Raw genomic sequence first — 19,577 nt, 5'->3', positions numbered from 1 at the left:
TTTGACGGCTCAGGCCTGGGCCACCGCCCGTTCCCGCATGTGCTTGACCATGCCGATCGCCGCCAGGGCGTAATGCAGGGCGGCCCAAGCGTAGAAGCACAGGGAGACGATGATGCCCTGTTGGGTGGCTCGGGCCATGGCGCCGTGGCAGGCCTTGGCGAGATCGACGGGCGAGCCCTTGGGGGCCAGGCCGCCGGGGCACTGGGCGTTGAAGCTGGCCGCGCCGGGGTCGGCGAACGAGCCGCCCAGGGCGTGGAAGATCGTGGAGGCTTCGGGATGGTTGAAGTGGAACCGCGCCAGATGGTCGATCAGCCAGCCGGTGAACACCGGCCCGCCGCCCAGGGCGATCAAGTTCAGGAAGAAGAACAGCAGGGCGGTGGCCGTGGCCCGGCGGCGCGGCTCGACCGAGTTCTGAACCACGGCGAAGGTTGGGGCCAGATAGGTGTAGTGGAAGATGCCCGGGACCAGCAGGATCAGGGCGGTGGTCTGCCAGTTGGTCTGCAGATAGGCCGCGACATAGATCGGGGTGGCGATCAGCAGACCGATGGCAGGCACCAGGGCGTACCACTTGGCGCTGCGCTTGCCCGACCAGTCGGTCAGGAAGCCGCCGACCAGGGTGCCGATCCCGGCCGAGAAGCCGCCGATCAGCCCGACGATCAGGCCCACCTGGGCCAGGCCCAGCCCATAGGTGCGGACGAAATAGGGCGGCACGAACGCGCCCGAGCCGTAAGAGCCGAACGAGGCGATGGTCACGCCCAGCATCATGTGCAGGACGGGCCACTTGCCGAACAGCACGGCCATGACCGCGCCCAGCTCCTTGAACTCGTTGGCCAGCGAGAAGGGCGGCTTGGGCGGCTCGACGACCACGTCCTCGGCTTCCAGGGGCCGTTCCTTGAGCTCCGAATGGCCGCGCGGCGGTTCCTTGACGATCAGCTTGACCAGCACCGCCAGGATGATCCCCGGCAGGCCGACGATCACGAAGGCCACGCGCCAGCTGAACTCCTGGGCCAGCCAGCCGCCGGCCACCGCGCCGAACATCGTGCCCAGCGGAATGCCGAACGAATAGATCGACAGGGCCGAGGCGCGCTTCTTGGGTTCGTAATAGTCGCTGATCAGCGAATGGGACGGCGGCGAGCAGCCGGCCTCGCCGACGCCGACGCCGAAGCGGTAGAGGGCCAGCTGGGCGAAGCTGGCGGCGCTGCCGCAGAGGGCCGTGAAGCCCGACCAGACGACCAGCGAGATCGAGATGATCGTCACCCGGTTCCAGCGCTCGGCCATCCGGGCGATCGGAATGCCCAGCAGGGTGTAGAGCAGGGCGAAATAGAGCCCTCCCAGCAGGCCCAGCTGGGTGTCGGTCAGCTTGAGGTCGACCTTTATGGCCTGGCCGATGGTGGCGATGATCGTGCGGTCGATGAAATTGAAGGTGTAGGTGGCGAGCAGCAGGCTCAGCACCGCGGCCTTGTAGCCATTGGAATACAGCGGCGTCGCGCCGGCTTGCGAAACTGGCGGCATCGCGCCGCCCGGCGTGTTCGCCTGCGCCATCCTGGGCCTCTCCCTTCAAACATTTGTTCTAATCGTTGGGCCGACTGTAGACGTAAGGGAAGCGGCAAGGCCAGAGGGGAAATCGCGGCGATTTCGGAGCGGCCGGATGAACGTGAGACAACAACGGCGCCCGCGTCGGTTCAGGCGCGAAGGCTTTCAATGACCTCATGGCCGCGACAGACGGTCGTCATGGAGGTCGCTCATGCAGGCCCTGCCGAATCCCAGCGCCGAGCCGGTCGAACGTTCGGCTCAGATCATTCCCTTCGCGGAGCTCAACAGGGCGCGCTCGCTGCGCGCCCTGGCCCAGGACCTAGGCGCGCCCGCCGAGCCGCACCCCTGGGCCTACGTCTTTCCCAGACCCTCCCAAACGCTGTCATCCCGGACGTAGCGAAGCGAAGATCCGGGACCGACCCGGAACTCCGCGCTCAGGCGTCGGTCCCGGATCGGCGCGCTACGCGCTTGTCCGGGATGACAACGCGGTTGTGGTCGACAAGAGAAGCTCTCTTCCAAAGCTGGCGTTGTCCCGCGAGGACCGTCGCGCTAAGCCCGGGCGTCCGCCCGTTCGCGAAGGAGCTCGCCATGGAAATCGTCGTCGGCACCAAGAAATGGTCCAGCTGGTCGCTGCGCCCCTGGCTGGCGCTGAAGCGCACGGGCGAGGCCTTCAAGGAAACCGTGATCGAGCTGCGTCATGTCGGGACGTCCGAGGTCGAGATCGCCAAGCACTCGCCCAGCCACCTGGTGCCGGTGCTGAAGGACGGCGATCTGGCGATCTGGGACTCGCTGGCGATCTGCGAATATCTGGCCGAGAAATTCCCCGCCGCGAAGCTGTGGCCGCAAGACCCCGCCCTGAGGGCCTTGGGCCGCTCGGCGGCGGCCGAGATGCATTCGGGCTTCTCGTCCCTGCGCGGCGAATGCCCGATGGCGCTGGAGGCGGCGCCCCGCGTCGTGACGATCTCCGAGGCCACCCAGAAGGACGTGCGCAAGATCGTCGAGCGCTGGAACCAGCTGCTCGAGCGTTCGGGCGGGCCGTTCCTGGTGGGCGAGTGGTCGATCGCCGACGCGTTCTACACGCCGGTCGCCACCCGGTTCCGCACCTACGGGATCCACCTGTCGGACTATGGCGACGCCGGTCCGGCCGGGGCCTATTGCGAACGCCTGCTGCGGACGCCGGAGTTCCTGGCCTGGGAAGCCGACGCCTAGACGTCCTACTCGGTCGGGAACATCGCGAAATAGGGCTCGGCCTCCTGCAGCACCCGCGCGACCGACGGGCGGGCCAGCAGGCGGTCCAGATAGGCCGACACGTTGGGGTGAGCCTCGCCCAGCGGCGCCACCTTGTTTGCGTAGAACAGGGCCGGGGCGGCCGCGCAGTCGGCAAGGCCGAACGCCTCGCCCGCGGCCCAGGTCCGGCCCGCCAACTCGGCCTCCAGCAGGTCATAGGCCATGGCCAGCTGCGCGCGGGCGTTGGCCACGCCATAGGGATCCTTGGCGTCGGCCGGCCGGATCCGGTCGCCGACGATCGCCTGCATCGGCGTCATCACATAGAGATCGAACAATCTGTCCATCAGGCGCGTGCGCAGGGCGGCGTCCGGCTCGTCGGGAATGAACCGGACGGGGCCGGGATAGGTCGCTTGCAGATATTCGATGATCGTCGAGGACTCGGGCACCGTGCGGTCCCGCGCCGCGTCGCGCAGCAGCGGCATCTTGGCCGTCGGCCACAGCGCCTTGAACGCCGCGACGGCCTCGGGATCGCCGAAGTCGACCATCTGGGCCTCGAACGGCGTGTCGTTCTCGTAGAGGGGGATCAGCACCTTCCAGCAATACGAGGACAGCGGGTGCATGTGCAGGGTCAGGGACATCGTCTACTCCGTGGGTCCGTCGGGGACACGCACCCGCCCCTCGCGCATCGCCATGCGTCATCGGCGGATGGGGTGGGTGCGTGTCCAAATCTCGGCGCGGCGCCGGGGCTAGGCTTCCGCGCCTTCGCGTTCGAGCTCCTCCGCCAGCCTTTCGTACAGCTCGCGGCAGCCTTGCTCGCGCTGGGCCGGGAAGTCGAAGCCGTCGAGGAACGCGCCCTGCTCGGTGTAGGTCAGGCGGGTCTTCTTGCCCTCGGGCTTCAGCTCGATCGTGGCGACCGACACCGAGATGCGGTTGCCGTCGATGTCCATGGCGTAGGCCATGATCAGCCGCTGGTCCGGGACGATGTCCCAGTAGGTCGTCTCGTTGAGGATGACCATCTTGCCGTCGGGGCTGAAGCGTCCGTACTCCTGGCCGCCGACCCGGAAGTCGTAGGTGTATTCGGCCACGGGCCAGCCTTCGGACTTCACGAACCAGCGGTCGCGAGCCTCCGAATTGGAGAAGGCCCTGAACACCCGGGCGGGCGAGGCGTCGTAGACCCGATTGATGACGAAGGTGGCGTGGACGACGGAACGTTCGGTCATGATCCTATCCTCTTGAATTTGAAGTCAGTCTTCTTCGTCGCCGGCCGTGGCGCGCAGATACTCCTCCAGGCGGTCGAGCTTGCGTTCCATCAGCACGCGGCGGTCGTTGATCCAGGTCTCGGCGGCGCTGAGCGCTTCCGGTTCCAGGCGGCAGGTCCGCACCCGTCCCACCTTCTCCGAACGGATCAGGCCGCTGCCCTCCAGCAACTGCAGGTGCTGCATCACCGAGGGCAGGGACATGGCCAGGGGCTGGGCCAGTTCGCTGACCGAGGCCGGGCCGGCGCAGAGCCGCTCGACAATGCCGCGCCGACTGGGATCGGCAAGCGCCTGGAACATCAGGTCGAGCGAGGGTTGTTGGTTAGTCATATGCCTAAGTATCTGCGGGGCGCGGCGGGCGTCAAGAGATAGTTTGTCGATCGCCTAAGTATCCGTCCTGCCCAAACGAAAAACGCCTCGGACGCAAGGTCCGAGGCGTTCGGCGCGAGCGAAAGGGGCCGCCTCAATCGGCGGCCGGATGGGCTTTTTTCCAGGCGGCGTAAGCGTCCAGCGCCTTTTTGGGGCTGGTGTTGAACCAGGAATAGCCATTGCGCCGCTCGCGGGTCAGCTCGTTGACGTCGTCATGGAGGGTCTTGTCGCGGTCGCCGAAGATCGGGGTGTTGGAGCCCGCCATGTAGTAGCGGGCCCAGATCGGACCCGCGCCCGGCTTGGGCGTCAGGCGACGGCCGCCTTCGGCGTCGCGGTCGCCGCCCCAGGCCTGGTCATGGATGGCGTTGGCCGCCAGATAGTCGGCGCCCGCGTGGACCGCCTTCACCAGGGTCGGCGACGGATTGGGCAGGCTCATCAGATAGACCAGCAGGTCGGCGCTTTCCTCGGTCGACAGCTGGGCCGGCTCGAAGTTGCGGCCGGCGACCGGCTTGAGGGTCAGAGCGTCGTGCTGCTGGGCCCAGATCGTGCGCTTGCCGTTGACGACGACCTGGGTGGCCAGGACGCAGGCCAGCGCCCGGTCGGCGGCCGCGGCCGCCTGCTTTCGGAGATCGGCGGGCGCGAAGGCGTAGTCGCCCTGACCCTCGGACACGTCGGTCAGCAGGGACGCGGCCTCGGTGACGGCGTCGTCGTTATAGGTGATGGCGTCGTGATAACCGCCTTCCAGCGGCCAGACCTGCGGCCAGCCGCCGTTCGGGAACTGGGCGGCCAGCAGGTAGCGCACGCCGCGCAGGAAGCTGGCCCGCCAGGCCTGGCCCTCGGCGCCCGGCGCCTGGCGGGCGACGTGGGCCAGGAAGCGCAGCTCGGTGATGGTCGCGCCGTTGTCCAGGGTGCCGACATAGTTCCAGTGCGGGTCGCGCGGCGTGTCGAAGTCGTCGGCGGCCAGGTACTTGGAAACGTTGTCGGGCGCGTAGGGCTGACCCGGCCGGCGCGGGGCGCCCGTACGCGGCTGGTTCTTGCTCCAGCCGCCGGCCGGGGTCTGGAAGCTGACGATGACGTCGGCCACGTGACGGGCTTCCGGCGAGGCGTACCAGGCCGCGTCGCGGTCCAGCGGCATGGCCTTGGGACCGCCGGGACCTTCCTCGGGCGGCGGCGGCGTGGGTTGGCTGGGCTTCAGCTCGGCGGCCAGGGCGGCCCGGTCGGCCAGCTCCTGCTTGTCCGAGCGCGCCAGATAGGCCTTCCAGGCGTCGCGGTCCTTGGCGGGCAGGGCCTCGACGCGCGCGGCGCTGATCGCCCGCGCCGGGGTGTTGGTCCCCACGACGGCGGCGTGAGCAAAGGGCGCGACGGTCCCGCACAGCAGGACGGCGCTCAAGGCCAGGGCGGCGGGGAGGGGGCGCAGGGTCATGCGGGATATCCGACGGTCGGCCAGGGCGACCGTCGCGAAAGGTCATCCCAAAGCCAGGGGAGCGCACCCCATTTTTCCGCCCCGCGACAGGCCGGGTTTACGGGCGGCCAAGGAGCGGCTTTCATCTGGGCCGCACCGGAGGATTGGAATGGCGACGCCAGGCGCGGCGGAAGTCTTGGCCGACGATTTCGACGATCCGCTGGTCAGTCGGATCGTCGCGTTCCTGCGCCAGATCGGAATCCCGGTCGAGGTCGCCGCGCTGGAGGACGAGACGTTCCTGCCGGGCGTCCTGGTGGCCGGCGGCGGCCTGCGGGTCGACCCGTCGCGCCTGGCCTGGCCGGGCGACCTGCTGCACGAGGCCGGTCACGTCGCCGTCGGCGATCCCGCGTGTCGCGACGACGGGGTGTCCGACGATCCCGGCGAGGAGATGGCGGCCCTGGCCTGGTCCTTCGCGGCCGCGACCCATCTGGGTCTGGACCCTTCGGTGCCCTTCCACGAGGGCGGCTATCGCGGTTGGGGTCCGACGATCGCCGAGAACTTCAGCGAGGGCGGCTATGTCGGCGTGCCGATGCTGGCCATGTGGGGACTGACCCATGAGCCGCGTCGCGCCAAGGCCATCGGGGCGCGGCCCTATCCGCACATGCTGGCCTGGCGGCGGACCTAGGGCAGGTGCGGGCCGACGCGCGTCCTGAGCAAGGTGATCAGGGCCGGATCCATGAACTCGTAGTTGTCGGGAATGTTCAGGCAGATCACGCGGCCCTTGATGTGCCGTTTGAACCGCTTCGACAGCTTGTTCCGGTGGACCCGCTCCATCACGAAGATGATGTCGGCCCATTCGACCAGTTCGCCGGTCAGAGGTTCTTCCGCGTCGTGGTTGGTGCCCGCCGAACTCGCCTCGACGCCGGGCCAGGTCGAAAACACCTGCTCGGCGGTGGGGCTGCGCAGTTTGTTCTGGCTGCAGATGAAGAGAAGGTGCTTCACGCGAAAGTCAGGCCGCGGCGAAGTCGCGATGCACCAACAGGCCGCCCTGGTTGATCGGCAGGATGAAGCTGGCCGTGGTGCCTTCGCCGGGGGTGGAGGTCAGCTCCAGCGCGCCGTCGTGCATCTCGACCAGCGACTTGGTCAGGGCCAGGCCCAGGCCCGTGCCCTGGGTCGTCTTGGCGTGCTGGCTTTCGACCTGCTCGAAGGGCCTGGCCAGGCGGGCCAGGTCTTCGGGCGCGATGCCGATGCCGGTGTCGGTGACCGAGACCCGCACGCGCTCGCCCAGCGGATCGCGGCGCACCTCGGCCCGCACCGTCACCCGACCGGCGCGCGGGGTGAACTTGATGGCGTTGGACAGCAGGTTCAGCAGCACCTGCTTGACCGCGCGGTAGTCGGCCTCGACCTCGGGCAGGGCGGGGAAGTCGACCTCGAGCTTCAGGCCGGCGGCCTCGGCCCGGTTGCGCACCAGCCGCACGGCGTCCTCGGTGACGTCCTCGAGGCTCAGCGGCTCGAACTTCAGGTTCATCTTGCCGGCTTCGATCTTCGACATGTCCAGGATGTCGTTGATCAGGGCCAGCAGGTGCTGGCCGGAATTGTGGATGTCGAGGCTGTAGCCCTTGTAGCGCTGGTCCCCGAGCGGGCCGAACATCTCGTTCATCATGATCTCGGAGAAGCCGTTGATGGCGTTCAGCGGCGTGCGCAGCTCGTGGGACATGTTGGCCAGGAACTCGCTCTTGGCCTTGTTCGCGCCCTCGGCCTTGACCTTCTCCATCTCGTACTTGCGGGCCAGCTCGGCCAGTTGCTCCTGGCTGCGCTCGAGGCCGGCGACGGCGTACTGCAGCTGCTCTTCGTTGAGGCGGCGGGCCTCTTCCTGGTTCTTGATCGCGGTGATGTCGGCGGCGGTCATCACCAGGCCGCCTTCGGCCGTGCGGCGCTCGCTGATCTGGATCCAGCGGCCGTCGTTCAGCTCGGCTTCGCGTACGCCCTTGGCGCCGTCGGGGGCGGGCTGGTCGTGCTTGATGGCCAGGGCGGCGAAGCGGTTTACCTCGTTGCGGGGCGCGCCGGGCTTGAGCAGCTTGGGCTCGAGGTTGAAAACGTTGCGGTAATTGCGGTTGCACATCAGCAGCCGGCCCTGGCGGTCCCAGAGCACGAAGGCTTCCGACACGCTTTCGATGGCGTCGCGCAGGCGATTCTCGGCGGCCTGGGCGCGGGCCTGGGCCAGGCGCTCCTCGGTGACGTCCAGCGCCACGCCGATGATCCGCGAATAGCCGTCCTCGCCGGGCTTGCCGAAGCCCTGTCCCCGGGCGTCGATCCAGATGGCGCGGCCGCCGTCGCGCGACGGCACGCGGAACGACACGTCGAAGGCCCCGTAGGTCGCGGCGTTGGCCAGGGCCTGGCGGACCTTGTCGCGATGGTCGACCGAGACGCGGTCCAGCAGTTCCTGTCCTGGCACCACGCCGCCGCCGCCCCAGCCGAACATCGCGCCGGTGACGTCGGACATGAACACCTGATCGGCGCTCAGCTCCCATTCCCAGATGCCGCAACGCGCGGCCTCGACGGCCAGGCGGAAGCGCTGCTCGCTGTCGACGAACTCCTTCTGGGCGGTTTCGACCCGCCGGCTCTGCAGCATCAGCATCAGGGCCAGGGCGATGCCCACGGCCAGCGGGGCCAGCAGCGAGAAGGCGCCTTCCATGACCTGGCGGTCGATATTGGCGACCGTGCGCGGCCTGGCCGCGGCGGCGGCCAGCAGGTCGCCCTGGGCCAGGGGCTGGATCGCGACATCGAGGGCCTGGCCGTCGACCGACTGGCCGCGCAGGGCCGCCGCGCCGTCGCCGAGGTCGTCGAGCGCCAGCGAGAAGGCTTCGCGCAGATTGGTCGCGCCCTGGATCGAACGGCCGCCGCCGGCGAGGATCCTGCCGTCGGACAGCATCAGGGCGCTGGCCGCGCCCTTGCCGGGGTCGGCGATCAGGCGGGCCGGGTCGCTGGAGGCGATGACGAAGCCGCGCCCGCCCGCGACCGGCGTGGCCATGGCCACGTACAGATGGCCGCTCGTCCCGCCGCCGATCCACAGGCTGCGGCCCGAGGCCCCGGCTGAGCGGGCGATGGTCTTCCAGTCGGCCGAAGCGTCGCGGCCGGCGACCGCCAGGACGTCGGTCGGGCTGACCACGGCCACGGCCATGGCTTCGCCGCCGGCGGCGCGCAGGGCGGTCTCGGCCGCGTCGATCGGGCTGTTGGCGTCGCGTTGCAGCAGGTCCGAGGCGGCCGACAGGCCGGCGCGCTGGGCGGCCAGATTGGTCTCGGCGGCGGCGGCCACCAGCTTGGCCTGGGCGGCCAGGGTCGCGCCGCCGGGCGGGGCGTTGGCCTCCTCCTTGAGCCGGCTGACGCCGAAGGCCGTATAGATGGAGAGAAGCAGGAGGGCGGCCAGGATGGCCAGGCGCACATAGGCCTGGGACGGCGACCGCGCGGCGCGCGAGCGGGCCGCGCCCGCCGCCGAAAGACCGGCCCCCGCCAGCCTCCCGGTTCTCGCCCCGCCACGCTCCAATGCCCGATGCTCCCGAAGACCCTCGGCGAGTCACTTCGCCGATATGGTGAATCTACCTTAGGCCAAAGGGGCGCGTCACCGCCGAACCGTGGTTTTGACCAGGGATGGGCCCTTTAGTCGCAACTCGGACGGCGGAGAATCGTCTCAAGCTCGTCGCCAGCGGCAGCCGGAGCGTCAGTCCAGGGCCCGCGACACCAGCTCCAGCACGTTCTTCGACAGGCCGACATGGTCGCGGATGCGCTCCAATTGCTCGCGCATGAGGGCGCCGAGTTCGGGGACGTAGCGCCGCCAGGCCCCCAACGGCTCGACCAGCCGCGCGGCGGTCATCGGGTTGAAGCCGTCGACGGCCAGGATCTGGTCGGCCAGGAAGCGGTAGCCGGCTCCGCTCTCGTCGTGGAAACGGGCCGGATTGCCGCTCGAGAAGCCCTGGACCAGGGCCCGCAGGCGGTTGGGGTTGCCGGCGTCGAAGTCGGGATGGGCGGTCAGGGCCAGGATCCGGCCGATCGCGCCCTCGCCGGGATCGCGGGCCTGGGCGGCGAACCATTTGTCCAGCACCAGCGGCTCGTGGCGCCACTGGGCGTGGAAGGCGGTCAGGGCCTTTTCGGCCGGTGCGCCGCCGATCGTCACCAGGGCCAACAGGCCGCCCATGGCGTCGGTCATGTTGGCGGCGCTCTCGAAGTGGCCCACGACCCGCTCGACATTGACCGCGTGCGGATCGGCCGCCAGCAGGTCGCAGCAGGCGTTGCGCAGGGCGCGCTTGCCGGCCGCCCGGGCGTCGGCCGAGAACTCGCCGCCGCTCTGCAGGTCGCCGTGCAGCCGCCGCAGCAGGTCGCCCAGATGGACGGCGATGACGGTCTTGAGGTGGTCGCGCGCCGCGTGGATCGCGGCCGGATTGACGGGATCGACCGCCAGGCTGAGATCGCCCTCGGTGGGCAGGGCCAGCAGCAGGGCCTTGAAGGCCGGGTCCGAGGCCTCGTCGACCAGGGCCTTGCCCAGGGCGTCGGCGTAACGCTCCTCGCCGACCTCGTCAGGGGCGTCGGCGGCCCGGCCCAGGATCAGCTCGCGGGCCAGGGTCTGGCCGGCTTCCCAGCGATTGAACAGGTCCGGATCGGCGGCGAACTGAACGTAGCGGTCGACGGCGCGGGTGTCGGTGGTCAGGTTCACCGGGGCGGAGAAGCCGCGCAGGGCCGAGATCACCGGGATGCTGTCGACGCCCTCCCAGCGCACGGTCGTGGCGGCCGTGTCCAGCATCACCACCTCGCTGCCGCGCAGCACCTCGCCGTCGCTGTCCAGCAGGCCGATGGTCACCGGCACGGGCAGGGGGCGCTTGACGGGCTGGCCGTTGGTCGGGGCGGTGGACTGGGTGAGCGTGATCTCCAGCGCCTTGGCCGCCTCGTCATAAACGTGGGTCAGCGACACGGCGGGCGTGCCGGCCTGTTCGTACCAGGCGAAGAAGTCGCTCATGTCGTGGCCCGAGGCGTCGGCGAAACACGCGATGAAGGCCTCGACCGTGGTCGCCTCGCCGTCATGGCGCTCGAAATAGAGGTCCAGGCTCTTGCGGAAGGTCGCCGCGCCCAGGATCGTCTTGAGCATCCGGATCAGTTCGGAGCCCTTCTCGTAGATCGTCGCGGTGTAGAAGTTGTCGATCTTCAGATAGCTCGACGGCCGCACCGGGTGGGCCAGCGGGCCGGCGTCCTCGGCGAACTGCCGCGCGCGCAACGCCTTGACGTCCTTGATCCGCTGGACCGCCTCGCCGCGCATGTCGGCGCTGAAGCTCTGGTCGCGGAAGACGGTCAGGCCCTCTTTCAGACACAGCTGGAACCAGTCGCGGCAGGTGATGCGGTTGCCGGTCCAGTTGTGGAAATATTCGTGGGCCACGACGCTTTCGATGCGCTCGTAGTCCATGTCGGTGGCGGTCTCGGGCTGGGCCAGCAGCAGGGAGCTGTTGAAGATGTTCAGCCCCTTGTTCTCCATGGCTCCGAAGTTGAAGTCGCGCACGGCGACGATCATGAACAGGTCCAGGTCGTATTCGCGGCCGAACGCCTCCTCGTCCCATTTCATCGAGCGCTTGAGGGCGTCCAGGGCGTAGGCGGCGCGTGGGGCCTGGCCGGGATCGACGAAGACCTTCAGGGCCACGGTGCGGCCGCTCATGGTGACGAAGCTGTCCTCCAGCACGTCCAGCGCGCCGGCCACGAGGGCGAACAGATAGGCCGGCTTGGGGAAGGGGTCGTTCCAGACGGCGAAGTGGCGGCCGTTCTCCAGGGGCCCGGACTCGACCAGGTTGCCGTTGCTCAGCAGGTGATGGAACGCCTCGTCGGCCTCGATCCGCGCGGTGAAGCGGCTCAGCACGTCGGGGCGGTCCGGGAAGAAGGTGATGGTGCGGAAGCCCTCGGCCTCGCACTGGGTGCAGAAGCGGCCGCCGGACATGTAGAGGCCCATCAGCGCCTTGTTGGCCGACGGGTCGATCTCGACCTCGGTGGTCAGGACGAAGCTGTCCGGAACCTGGTGGATCGTCAGGCCCTCGCCGTCGAGGCTGTATTCGTTGGCGCTGAGCGTCTCGCCGTCTATGGCCGCCGAGATCAGCTTCAGCCGCTCGCCGTTCAGGAACAGGGCTTCGCCGCCCTCGCCGCTGCGTTTGATCGCCAGCGTCGCCCTGACCCGCGTCGCGGCGGGTTCCAGCTGGAACTCCAGGGCGGTGGTCTCGATCAGGAACGGGAACGGACGGTAGTCCGAGAGCCGGACGGGCTGGGGCGTGTCTGTGCGCATGGCGGCAATGTAAGCGGGCTCGGCCCCGGCGGCGAGAGGTCCAAAGCGAGAAAGAGATGGGGCGCGATAGGTAGTGACCGCAATTCTCCCACAGAAATTGTGGTCTTTGTTCAAGATCAAAGTTCGCGGCCGCCGCCGGCCGCATCCCCCGTCCCGAGGCGTCCTTCGACGTCCGTCCGAGAGAAGGGGATATCATCCATGACCGCCGCCATCCGTTCGGCCCTGGCGCTCGCCGCCGCCGGCCTGTTCGCCGCATCGACCGCTCAGGCCCAGGAAGCCTTCGTGCCCAAGGCCAAGGGAACCTGGATGCTCAATGTCCGGGCCACGGAAGTCAGCCCCGACGCGGGCGATCCGATCGTGACCTCGGCCGGCGCGGCGACCGGTCTGCGCGCCGAGGTCTCTGACGACATGATGCCGACGATCGGGCTCAGCTACTTCGTCACCGACAAGATCGCCGTCGAAGTGATCGCCGGAACGACCCAGCACACGGTCAAGGCGGTGGGGCCGGGCACGGACGTCGAGGTCCACAAGACCTGGGTGCTGCCGCCGGTGGTGTCGGTGCAGTACCACCCCTATCCGGCGGCCAAGTTCAGCCCCTATGTCGGCGCGGGCCTGAACTACATGCTGTTCTACAGCGACAAGGACAAGAACGGCTTCAAGGTGAAGCTGGACGACGGGTTCGGCTATGCGCTGCAGGCCGGGGCCGACGTCGCGCTGACGGCCCGCTACAGCCTCAATGTCGATGTGAAGAAGATCTGGTTCGAAACCGACGCCAGCATCAATGACGGCGCCCTGAAGTCCAAGGTGAACCTGGATCCCTGGGTGGTCTCGGCCGGCGTCGGCTATCGGTTCTAGTCGGGCGCGCCGCCGGCGATGGGAGAGGACCAAACCGGAAGCGGGGCGGCGATGTCCGATCGGGAATGCGGCGCGCGCGGCCAAGGCCGCAAGCTGATCGGCGTGCGCGAGCTGGAGAAGGCTCCGCACGTCCGGCGCCGCTATAACAAGCGCGACAAGGGTGCGGGATCTACGCGGTCCGGCCCCAGGGGTGCGCCGATTTCGCCCGCGACTGGCCGCCGGGCCTCGCCGCCTAAACGGTTCTTCACTTGAACCGAGGCGCGACCTCCTCAAAGGTCGACCGACGTTCTGGGGGAGCTGATTCAATGTCGATGACGGATGTTTCGCCGGCCAACGGGCTGGATCTGGGCTCGCGCCGGTTCCTGCATCCCGGGCCGCTGCGGTGGTTGCGGGCGCTGGGCTGGGGCGCGGCGCTGTTCGTGCTGTTCGGCTTGATCTACGGCCTGCTCGGCTTCGCGACCAAGCCCGGCCATACCCCCTTGTCTCCCGCCCTGTGCACCCTGCTCACGGTCGCGGTCAGCGCCGCCGCCTTCGCGCTGTACGCCGTCATGGTCAAGGGCGCCGAAGCACGCTGGCCCACTGAACTGGAATTGAAGCAGGCCGGCGCCGAGTTGCTGATCGGCGTCGCGGCGGGCGTGGCGATGATGAGCGTGGTGGTCGGGGCGCTGCTGGCCTCGGGGCTCTACGAGATCTCGGGACCGCGCGCGGCCTCGCCCTGGGACATGATCTCGATCGCCATCTCTTCCGGCGCCTTCGAGGAGCTGATGTTCCGGGCGATCCTGCTGCGGCTGCTGATGCGGGCCATGGGGGCCTGGCCGGCCCTGGCGGTGTCGGCGGCGTTCTTCGGCCTCGCGCACCTGGGCAATCCCAACGCCACCCCGACCGCGGCCATCGCCATCGCCGTCGAAGCGGGCCTGATGCTGGCCTCGTTCTACATGCTGACTGGACGCCTCTGGATCTCGATCGGCGTGCACGGGGCGTGGAACTTCGCCCAGGGCTGGATCTACGGCGCGCGGGTTTCCGGCCTCGACGTCAAGGACAGCCTCTATCTCAGCACGCCCAAGCCCGGTGCGCCCGAGTGGGCGAGCGGCGGTGCGTTCGGTCCCGAGGCCTCGGTCCCGGCCATGGTGGTCGGCACCGCCGTGGCGGTGGCGGTGCTCTATTGGGCCTGGAAGAAGGGGAACTTCAGGGCGCGCCCCGACGTCCCCAGGCTCGAGGCGGCTTAATCCGCCTCGACGACGCCCGGCGCGCCCTCGGCGGCGGCCGGCACCTCGTAGAGGCTTCGTTCGATCGCGGAGGCCCGCTGGGCCAGGGCGACCACGGCCGGCGGCGCGTCCTCCGGATTGTCGGCGGCCAGCTCGATCAGTTGCCGCACCAGGGCGTGAAGCTGCGGCGCGGCGGCGATCAGCCGGGCCTGGAACTCGATCTTGCGCGGATCGCGATCGTATTCGGCCCCCGGGGTGCGCCAGCCGCCCCAGTCGTTGGGGTCGGTGACGACGACCGGATAGGTGCCGGGATAGGGATGGTGCAGGCAGTCGCTTTCCTGCTGCCACTTGTTGCGGGCCCGCAGGATGCGCCAGTTGGCCGTCGCCGCGCCGCCCGTCTCGTCGATGCGGTCTTCCGGCTTCAGCTCGCTGGCCTGGAACTCGCGACCCAGGCCGACGTCGTAGGTGACGCGCACCGGTTCGTCGAAGCCCTTGGCCCAGACCGGCACGATCTTCTCGATCGTCGCCCAGGCGCCGACGCTCTCGACCCACACCTTCTGGTTCCGCTGGAAGACGGTCTTTGCCACGCACGCATTCTCTCTGAGTTCGGGGCCGCCATAAGAACCTGAAATCCTTGACGCGAGGTCAATCTTTCCCTGAGGCGAACGATCGTTCATCGTGCTTTCCGAGCCGTTCCGCCACCTACAAGAGCGGGCGCCAAGGGAGGGAATCCGAGTGGATTTCGACTATTCCGACGACCAGAAGTTCCTGAAGGACGAGGCGCGCAAGTTCCTCGCCGCCCGTTGTCCTCCCTCGGTGGTGCGCGGCGTGCTCGACGATCCGGCCAAGAGCTACGACGCCGGGCTGTGGACCGCCGTGGCCGAGCAGGGCTGGCTGGGCGCGGCCATTCCCGAGGAATACAACGGCCTCGGCCTGGGGCGGGTGGAGCTGTGCGCCATCGCCGAGGAGCTGGGCCGGGCCGTGGCGCCGATCCCGTTCGCCTCGACGGTCTATGTCCTGGCCGAGGCGGTGATGGCCCACGGCAGCGAGGCCCAGAAGGCCGTCATCCTGCCGCGCATCGCCGCCGGTGAACTGATCGGCTGCCTGGCGACCTCGGAAGGCCCTGGCGTGATCACGCCTTCGGCCATGCAGGCCAAGGTCGAGGGCGGCAAGCTCTCCGGCGTCAAGATCCCGGTCACCGACGGCGACGCGGCCGACATGGCCCTGGTGCTGGCCAACGAGGGCGGCCGTCCAGGTCTGTTCTTGGTCGACCTGAAGGCCAGCGGCGTGAAGGTCGAGACCCTGGAAAGCCTGGATCCGACGCGCGGGGTGGCCCGCCTGACCTTCGATGGCGCGACGGCCGATCGGCTGGGCGAAGCGGGGCAGGGGTTCGCGCTGATGCAGGCCGTCCTCGACCGCGCCGCCGTGCTGTTGGCCTTCGAACAATTGGGCGGGGCCGACCGCTGCCTGGAAATGGCCCGCGAATACGCCCTGGGCCGCTACGCCTTCGGCCGCGTCATCGCCGGCTACCAGGCGATGAAGCACAAGATGGCCGATATGTACGTCAAGAACGAGGTCGCCCGTTCCAACGCCTATTACGGCGCCTGGGCGCTGAACGTCGACGCGCCGGAACTGCCGACCGCCGCCGCCGCCGCCCGCATCGCCGCTTCCGACGCCTTCTGGTTCGCCAGCAAGGAAAGCGTCCAGGTGCATGGCGGCATGGGCTTCACCTGGGACGTCGACTGCCACCTCTACTATCGCCGCTCGCGACAGCTGAGCCTGGTGGCCGGTTCGCCGAAGCTCTGGAAGGAGCGGCTGGTGAGCGAACTCGAGAAAAAGAACGCGGCTTAGGGACAAAGATCATGGATTTCAACGACTCCCCCGAAGAAGCCGCCTATCGCGAAAAGGCCCGCGCCTGGCTGGTCGAGGCCGCCGCCGCGCATCGCGCCGAGCATGGCGAACCCAAGCCCACAACGCCCGAGCACATGGCGGCGGGCAAGGCCTGGCAGGCCCGCAAGGCCGCCGCCGGCTACGCCTGCATCACTTGGCCCGCGGCCATCGGCGGGGGCGGCGGCACGCCGATCCAGTCGGTGATCTTCGGCCAGGAAGAGGCCAAGGCCGGCGTCGGCTACGGCTACTTCACCATCGGCCTGGGCATGTGCGTGCCCACGGTCATGGCCTTCGCCGACGACGCCACCAAGCAGCGCTTCGTCTCGCCCGCCGTGAAGGGCGAGGAGATCTGGTGCCAGCTGTTCTCCGAACCCGCCGGCGGCTCCGACGTCGCGGCCCTGCGCACCCGCGCCGTGAAGGACGGCGACGACTGGGTCATCAACGGCCAGAAGGTCTGGACCACCGGCGCCCACTATTGCGACTACGGCATCCTGCTGGTCCGCACCGATCCCGACGTGCCCAAGCACAAGGGCCTGACCATGTTCTGGATCGACATGCGCGATCCGGCCGTCGAGTGCCGGCCGATCCACCAGATGTCGGGCGGGCGCGAGTTCAACGAGGTCTATTTCACCGACCTGCGGGTCAAGGACAGCCAGCGGCTGGGCGCGGTCGGCGACGGTTGGAAGGTGGCCCTGGTCACCCTGATGAACGAGCGCCTGGCGGTCGGCGGCTCGGCCGGGCCGGACTATCGCCAGGTCATGGAGCTGGCGCGCGGCCTGTCGGGCGCCAACGGCCCGGCGCTGAAGGACGCCGCCTTCCGCGAGAAGCTGGCCGACTGGTACGTCAATTCCCAGGGCCTGAAGTTCACCCGCTTCCGGACCATGACCGCCCTGTCGCGCGGCCAGACGCCGGGACCGGAAAGCTCGATCGGCAAGATCATCTCGGCCAATCAGCTTCAGGACCTGGCCAATACCGCCGTCGAGGCCCAGGGCGAATACGGCATCCTGACCGATCCGGCCCTGGCCCCCATGGAGGCGGCCTTCCAGGCCAGCCTGATGTGGGCCCCGGGCCTGCGGATCGCCGGCGGCACCGACGAGATCCTCAAGAACATCATCGCCGAACGGGTCCTGGGCCTGCCCGGCGACGTCCGGGTCGACAAGGACGTGGCGTTCAAGGACATGCCCACCGGACGATGATCGCTGTTCGCCGAACATGACTCGCCTTTAGGGTGCGGCTCATTCATCCTCCCGCGAAAATCAACGCAAAGGGTGGGCGATGCGCGCGAGAGCTTCGAAGGACGGTCTGACGGTGAGGGTGATCGCGGGGACGCACGCGGCGTTGCTCGCGTTCGACCTGGCGGATGAGCGCCGCGCCGGATGCCTGGGCTTCTCGATCGAGCGGACCGACGTCGGCACGGGCGATCGCCGCTGGCTGCCGAACTCGCTGCGTTTCATGAGCGACCCGAACCCGGAATGGGTGACCACGGCCCGGGCGCCGCTGCAGAAGTTCCGTTGGGGCGACTACACCACCGAGCCCGGACGCCTCTATCGCTACCGGGTGGTGGCTCGCTACGGGACGCCGGCCGAGATCCTGGCCCAGGGGATTCTGGCCGAACGCCCCGGCGGCTTCGACGCCATCCCCGGCGGGGTCACCCTGGAACTGCGCACCGAGGACTGCCGCAACGAGGCGACCTCGATCTTCTTCAATCGCGGGGCCGCGGCCAGCCAGGCCTATGTCAACAAGTTCGGCGACAACGATCCCGACGCCATTCCCGAGGCCCTGACCTGGCTGTCGCGCGGGCTGGAAGAGGGGCTGGTGGCCTTCATCGCCAAGGCGAACGGGCCGGACTACGCCCTGCACGGCTGCATCTACGAATTCGAGAAGCCGACGCCGATCAAGGCGCTGGTGCAGGCCCAGAAGCGCGGCGCCGAGGTGCACATCGTCTATCACGCCCGGGCCGGGGGCAACACCGCCGAGGAGAACAAGGCGGCCATCGCCGACCTGGGCGTCACCTTCGCCACCACGCCTCGCGCCCAGGGCTCGGCGATCATGCACAACAAGTACCTGGTGCTGCTGCGCAAGGACGCGACGGGCGTGCTCAAGCCGATCGCGGTGTGGACCGGCGGCACCAACTGGACCGAGGGCGGCATTTACGGCCAGCTGAACGTCGGCCACGCGGTCTACGACACCGCCGTCGCCGAGCGTTACGAGGCCGGCTTCCAGGTGCTGGCCCTGGACCTGAGCATCGACCAGACCCAGGCCAAGAATGACGTGATCACGCCCACGCCGCTGAACCGCGCGGCGCTGCAGCACGGGGCGACGCCGCTGTTCTCGCCGCAGAACGGGCTGGGGATGATCGAGCTCTACGCCGACGTCTGCAGGACGGCCAAGGTGCTGATGGTCAGCGCCCCCTTCGCCCTGCACGAGAAGATCCGTGACGTGCTGGGGTCTCCGACCGACGGGGCGATGCGGTTCATGCTGGCCGACAAGGAAGGATCATACGGCGCGAAGGGCAATATCGACGCGCTCAACGCCGATCCCGGCAACATGGCCGCCGTCGCCAAGCCCTTCGAGGGGATCAAGCTGACCGACTTCCAGAAGCGCAAGCTCGATCGCGATCGGTTGATGATGGACGAGGGCTTTCACCACGCCGGCATCCACATCCACTCCAAGATCATCCTGGCCGATCCGTTCGGCCCGGATCCCGTGCTGATCACCGGCTCGGCCAACTTCTCGACCAACTCGACGGTGGCCAACGATTCCAACGTACTGGTCTTCCGGGGCGATACGGCGGTGGCCGATGTCTATGTCGCCGACTTCATGCGGATGTTCGAGCACTACTGGTTCCGGTCGCGCAAGGACGAGAAGTTCGAGGCCAACCAGATCTTCGCCCTGAAGGACACCGACGACTGGTCCGAGCGCTACTTCACCCCCGGCACGCGCGACCAGCGCGATCGTCTGGCCTTCCTGGGACTGATCACCTAGCCTTCGGGCTCCCCGGCGTGGAGAGCCCATGAGCCAGACATCCCGGTCGCGCGTGGCGGCCCTGCCGCCCGAGGCCTTCGGCCGTCGGTTGCTGGTCGATTGCCCCGCCTGCGGGGGCAAGGCGGTGATCCATGTCGGCGAGCCCGGCGAGCGGCCTGTCGACGCCGCCGCCCGCCGGCTGGTCTGCGAGGCCTGCGGCCTGACCCGCGACCAGCCGGCGCCGCCGATGGGCGTGATCCTGGATCCGTTCATGGGCCGGGCGCCGCGCCTGTGCGCCGAGACGCGGCACGGGTTCCTGGTCGCCTGGAACGAGGACCACCTCGACTATCTGGAACGCTATCTGGCCGGCGGATTGCGCGAAGAGACGCCCGCCCCGGAGGGCGGGGTCCGCAACGCCTCCATCGTCTCGCGCCTGCCGGCCTGGGCCAAGGCGGCCAAGAACCGCGACGAGGTGCTGAAGGCCATCGCCCGGGTCCGGCGCGAAAAGCTCTAGCTTCGGACATCGCGGCGTGACGGGCGCCGAAACCGGCCTCCACGCTCGGCTG

Annotated in this window: 18 protein-coding genes; 9 read left to right on the top strand and 9 right to left on the bottom strand. The window is 68.8% G+C overall.

Features of this window, described 5'->3' with window-relative positions; all coding sequences use genetic code 11:
• Window positions 1-9: 9 nt before the first annotated feature.
• Window positions 10-1,512: a spinster family MFS transporter gene (locus ASD38_RS20995; RefSeq protein ID WP_156390828.1), complete on the bottom strand. Its 1,503-nt coding sequence runs from the start codon at window positions 1,510-1,512 to the stop codon at window positions 10-12.
• Window positions 1,513-1,744: 232 nt separating this feature from the next.
• On the opposite strand from ASD38_RS20995, the gene ASD38_RS20990 reads away from it, so the two are divergent.
• Complete coding sequence (locus ASD38_RS20990) at window positions 1,745-1,930, top strand: hypothetical protein (protein ID WP_056445876.1); 186 nt, start codon at window positions 1,745-1,747, stop codon at window positions 1,928-1,930.
• Between the two features lie 191 nt (window positions 1,931-2,121).
• Window positions 2,122-2,742, top strand: coding sequence for a glutathione S-transferase family protein (locus ASD38_RS20985; RefSeq protein WP_056445873.1), 621 nt, complete (start codon window positions 2,122-2,124; stop codon window positions 2,740-2,742).
• Window positions 2,743-2,747: 5 nt separating this feature from the next.
• Here ASD38_RS20985 and ASD38_RS20980 read toward each other — a convergent pair whose 3' ends face one another.
• From ASD38_RS20980 to pelA, 4 genes are all read right to left on the bottom strand, one after another.
• Window positions 2,748-3,398 carry a glutathione S-transferase family protein gene (locus tag ASD38_RS20980; RefSeq protein WP_056445865.1) on the bottom strand — a complete coding sequence of 217 codons (651 nt, stop codon included), beginning with the start codon at window positions 3,396-3,398 and terminating at the stop codon, window positions 2,748-2,750.
• Between the two features lie 108 nt (window positions 3,399-3,506).
• Window positions 3,507-3,980 carry an SRPBCC family protein gene (locus ASD38_RS20975; protein WP_056445862.1) on the bottom strand — a complete coding sequence of 158 codons (474 nt, stop codon included), beginning with the start codon at window positions 3,978-3,980 and terminating at the stop codon, window positions 3,507-3,509.
• A 24-nt stretch (window positions 3,981-4,004) separates the two neighbouring features.
• Window positions 4,005-4,346 (bottom strand): ArsR/SmtB family transcription factor, encoded by a 342-nt coding sequence (locus ASD38_RS20970; RefSeq protein WP_056445859.1) that lies wholly within the window; start codon window positions 4,344-4,346, stop codon window positions 4,005-4,007.
• A 133-nt stretch (window positions 4,347-4,479) separates the two neighbouring features.
• Complete coding sequence (pelA, locus tag ASD38_RS20965) at window positions 4,480-5,808, bottom strand: pectate lyase (protein ID WP_056463133.1); 1,329 nt, start codon at window positions 5,806-5,808, stop codon at window positions 4,480-4,482.
• 148 nt (window positions 5,809-5,956) lie between these two features.
• On the opposite strand from pelA, the gene ASD38_RS20960 reads away from it, so the two are divergent.
• Window positions 5,957-6,472, top strand: coding sequence for a hypothetical protein (locus ASD38_RS20960; protein ID WP_056445853.1), 516 nt, complete (start codon window positions 5,957-5,959; stop codon window positions 6,470-6,472).
• On the opposite strand, the gene ASD38_RS20955 is transcribed toward ASD38_RS20960, so the two are convergent.
• From ASD38_RS20955 to pepN, 3 genes are all read right to left on the bottom strand, one after another.
• Window positions 6,469-6,789 (bottom strand): low molecular weight protein tyrosine phosphatase family protein, encoded by a 321-nt coding sequence (locus ASD38_RS20955; RefSeq protein WP_056463130.1) that lies wholly within the window; start codon window positions 6,787-6,789, stop codon window positions 6,469-6,471. The genes ASD38_RS20960 and ASD38_RS20955 overlap by 4 nt on opposite strands.
• Before the next feature lie 7 nt (window positions 6,790-6,796).
• A complete protein-coding gene (gene pleC, locus ASD38_RS20950; RefSeq protein WP_056445847.1) occupies window positions 6,797-9,331 on the bottom strand; it encodes a cell cycle histidine kinase PleC in 2,535 nt (844 codons plus the stop codon).
• A 174-nt stretch (window positions 9,332-9,505) separates the two neighbouring features.
• The gene (gene pepN / locus ASD38_RS20945) at window positions 9,506-12,097 is read right to left on the bottom strand and encodes an aminopeptidase N (RefSeq protein WP_056445845.1); all 2,592 of its coding nucleotides are present in this window, start codon (window positions 12,095-12,097) and stop codon (window positions 9,506-9,508) included.
• Window positions 12,098-12,295: 198 nt separating this feature from the next.
• Here pepN and ASD38_RS20940 point away from each other — a divergent pair, with 198 nt between their 5' ends.
• Both ASD38_RS20940 and ASD38_RS20935 read left to right on the top strand, forming a co-directional pair.
• Complete coding sequence (locus ASD38_RS20940; protein ID WP_056463128.1) at window positions 12,296-12,952, top strand: OmpW/AlkL family protein; 657 nt, start codon at window positions 12,296-12,298, stop codon at window positions 12,950-12,952.
• Between the two features lie 305 nt (window positions 12,953-13,257).
• Window positions 13,258-14,178, top strand: a complete 921-nt coding sequence (locus ASD38_RS20935; protein ID WP_056463125.1) for a CPBP family intramembrane glutamic endopeptidase — start codon at window positions 13,258-13,260, stop codon at window positions 14,176-14,178.
• On the opposite strand, the gene ASD38_RS20930 is transcribed toward ASD38_RS20935, so the two are convergent.
• Window positions 14,175-14,744 carry a hypothetical protein gene (locus ASD38_RS20930; RefSeq protein WP_056445836.1) on the bottom strand — a complete coding sequence of 190 codons (570 nt, stop codon included), beginning with the start codon at window positions 14,742-14,744 and terminating at the stop codon, window positions 14,175-14,177. The two genes, ASD38_RS20935 and ASD38_RS20930, sit on opposite strands and share 4 nt — an antisense overlap.
• A 148-nt stretch (window positions 14,745-14,892) precedes the next feature.
• Here ASD38_RS20930 and ASD38_RS20925 point away from each other — a divergent pair, with 148 nt between their 5' ends.
• The 4 genes from ASD38_RS20925 to ASD38_RS20910 all read left to right on the top strand — a co-directional run bounded on the left by ASD38_RS20925 (window position 14,893) and on the right by ASD38_RS20910 (window position 19,525).
• The gene (locus ASD38_RS20925) at window positions 14,893-16,008 is read left to right on the top strand and encodes an acyl-CoA dehydrogenase family protein (RefSeq protein ID WP_056463124.1); all 1,116 of its coding nucleotides are present in this window, start codon (window positions 14,893-14,895) and stop codon (window positions 16,006-16,008) included.
• Window positions 16,009-16,019: 11 nt separating this feature from the next.
• Complete coding sequence (locus ASD38_RS20920) at window positions 16,020-17,243, top strand: acyl-CoA dehydrogenase family protein (RefSeq protein WP_056463121.1); 1,224 nt, start codon at window positions 16,020-16,022, stop codon at window positions 17,241-17,243.
• Between the two features lie 79 nt (window positions 17,244-17,322).
• Window positions 17,323-19,032, top strand: coding sequence for a phospholipase D-like domain-containing protein (locus tag ASD38_RS20915; protein ID WP_082554862.1), 1,710 nt, complete (start codon window positions 17,323-17,325; stop codon window positions 19,030-19,032).
• Between the two features lie 28 nt (window positions 19,033-19,060).
• Window positions 19,061-19,525 (top strand): zinc ribbon domain-containing protein, encoded by a 465-nt coding sequence (locus tag ASD38_RS20910; protein ID WP_056463118.1) that lies wholly within the window; start codon window positions 19,061-19,063, stop codon window positions 19,523-19,525.
• Window positions 19,526-19,577: the final 52 nt, after the last annotated feature.

Origin of the sequence: Caulobacter sp. Root487D2Y (assembly GCF_001427165.1) — a bacterium.
Taxonomy (GTDB): domain Bacteria; phylum Pseudomonadota; class Alphaproteobacteria; order Caulobacterales; family Caulobacteraceae; genus Caulobacter.
The sequence above is the reverse complement of the archived record's forward strand: the minus strand, read 5'-3'. Positions and strand labels throughout refer to the sequence as shown.

Bases quoted from the DNA above. Each gene is read 5' to 3' on its own strand.
- ASD38_RS20995 (WP_156390828.1), bottom strand. From the start codon at position 1,512: ATGCCGCCAGTTTCGCAAGCCGGCGCGACGCCGCTGTATTCCAATGGC.
- ASD38_RS20990 (WP_056445876.1), top strand. From the start codon at position 1,745: ATGCAGGCCCTGCCGAATCCCAGCGCCGAGCCGGTCGAACGTTCGGCT.
- ASD38_RS20985 (WP_056445873.1), top strand. From the start codon at position 2,122: ATGGAAATCGTCGTCGGCACCAAGAAATGGTCCAGCTGGTCGCTGCGC.
- ASD38_RS20980 (WP_056445865.1), bottom strand. From the start codon at position 3,398: ATGTCCCTGACCCTGCACATGCACCCGCTGTCCTCGTATTGCTGGAAG.
- ASD38_RS20975 (WP_056445862.1), bottom strand. From the start codon at position 3,980: ATGACCGAACGTTCCGTCGTCCACGCCACCTTCGTCATCAATCGGGTC.
- ASD38_RS20970 (WP_056445859.1), bottom strand. From the start codon at position 4,346: ATGACTAACCAACAACCCTCGCTCGACCTGATGTTCCAGGCGCTTGCC.
- pelA (WP_056463133.1), bottom strand. From the start codon at position 5,808: ATGACCCTGCGCCCCCTCCCCGCCGCCCTGGCCTTGAGCGCCGTCCTG.
- ASD38_RS20960 (WP_056445853.1), top strand. From the start codon at position 5,957: ATGGCGACGCCAGGCGCGGCGGAAGTCTTGGCCGACGATTTCGACGAT.
- pepN (WP_056445845.1), bottom strand. From the start codon at position 12,097: ATGCGCACAGACACGCCCCAGCCCGTCCGGCTCTCGGACTACCGTCCG.
- ASD38_RS20940 (WP_056463128.1), top strand. From the start codon at position 12,296: ATGACCGCCGCCATCCGTTCGGCCCTGGCGCTCGCCGCCGCCGGCCTG.
- ASD38_RS20935 (WP_056463125.1), top strand. From the start codon at position 13,258: ATGTCGATGACGGATGTTTCGCCGGCCAACGGGCTGGATCTGGGCTCG.
- ASD38_RS20920 (WP_056463121.1), top strand. From the start codon at position 16,020: ATGGATTTCAACGACTCCCCCGAAGAAGCCGCCTATCGCGAAAAGGCC.
- ASD38_RS20915 (WP_082554862.1), top strand. From the start codon at position 17,323: ATGCGCGCGAGAGCTTCGAAGGACGGTCTGACGGTGAGGGTGATCGCG.
- ASD38_RS20910 (WP_056463118.1), top strand. From the start codon at position 19,061: ATGAGCCAGACATCCCGGTCGCGCGTGGCGGCCCTGCCGCCCGAGGCC.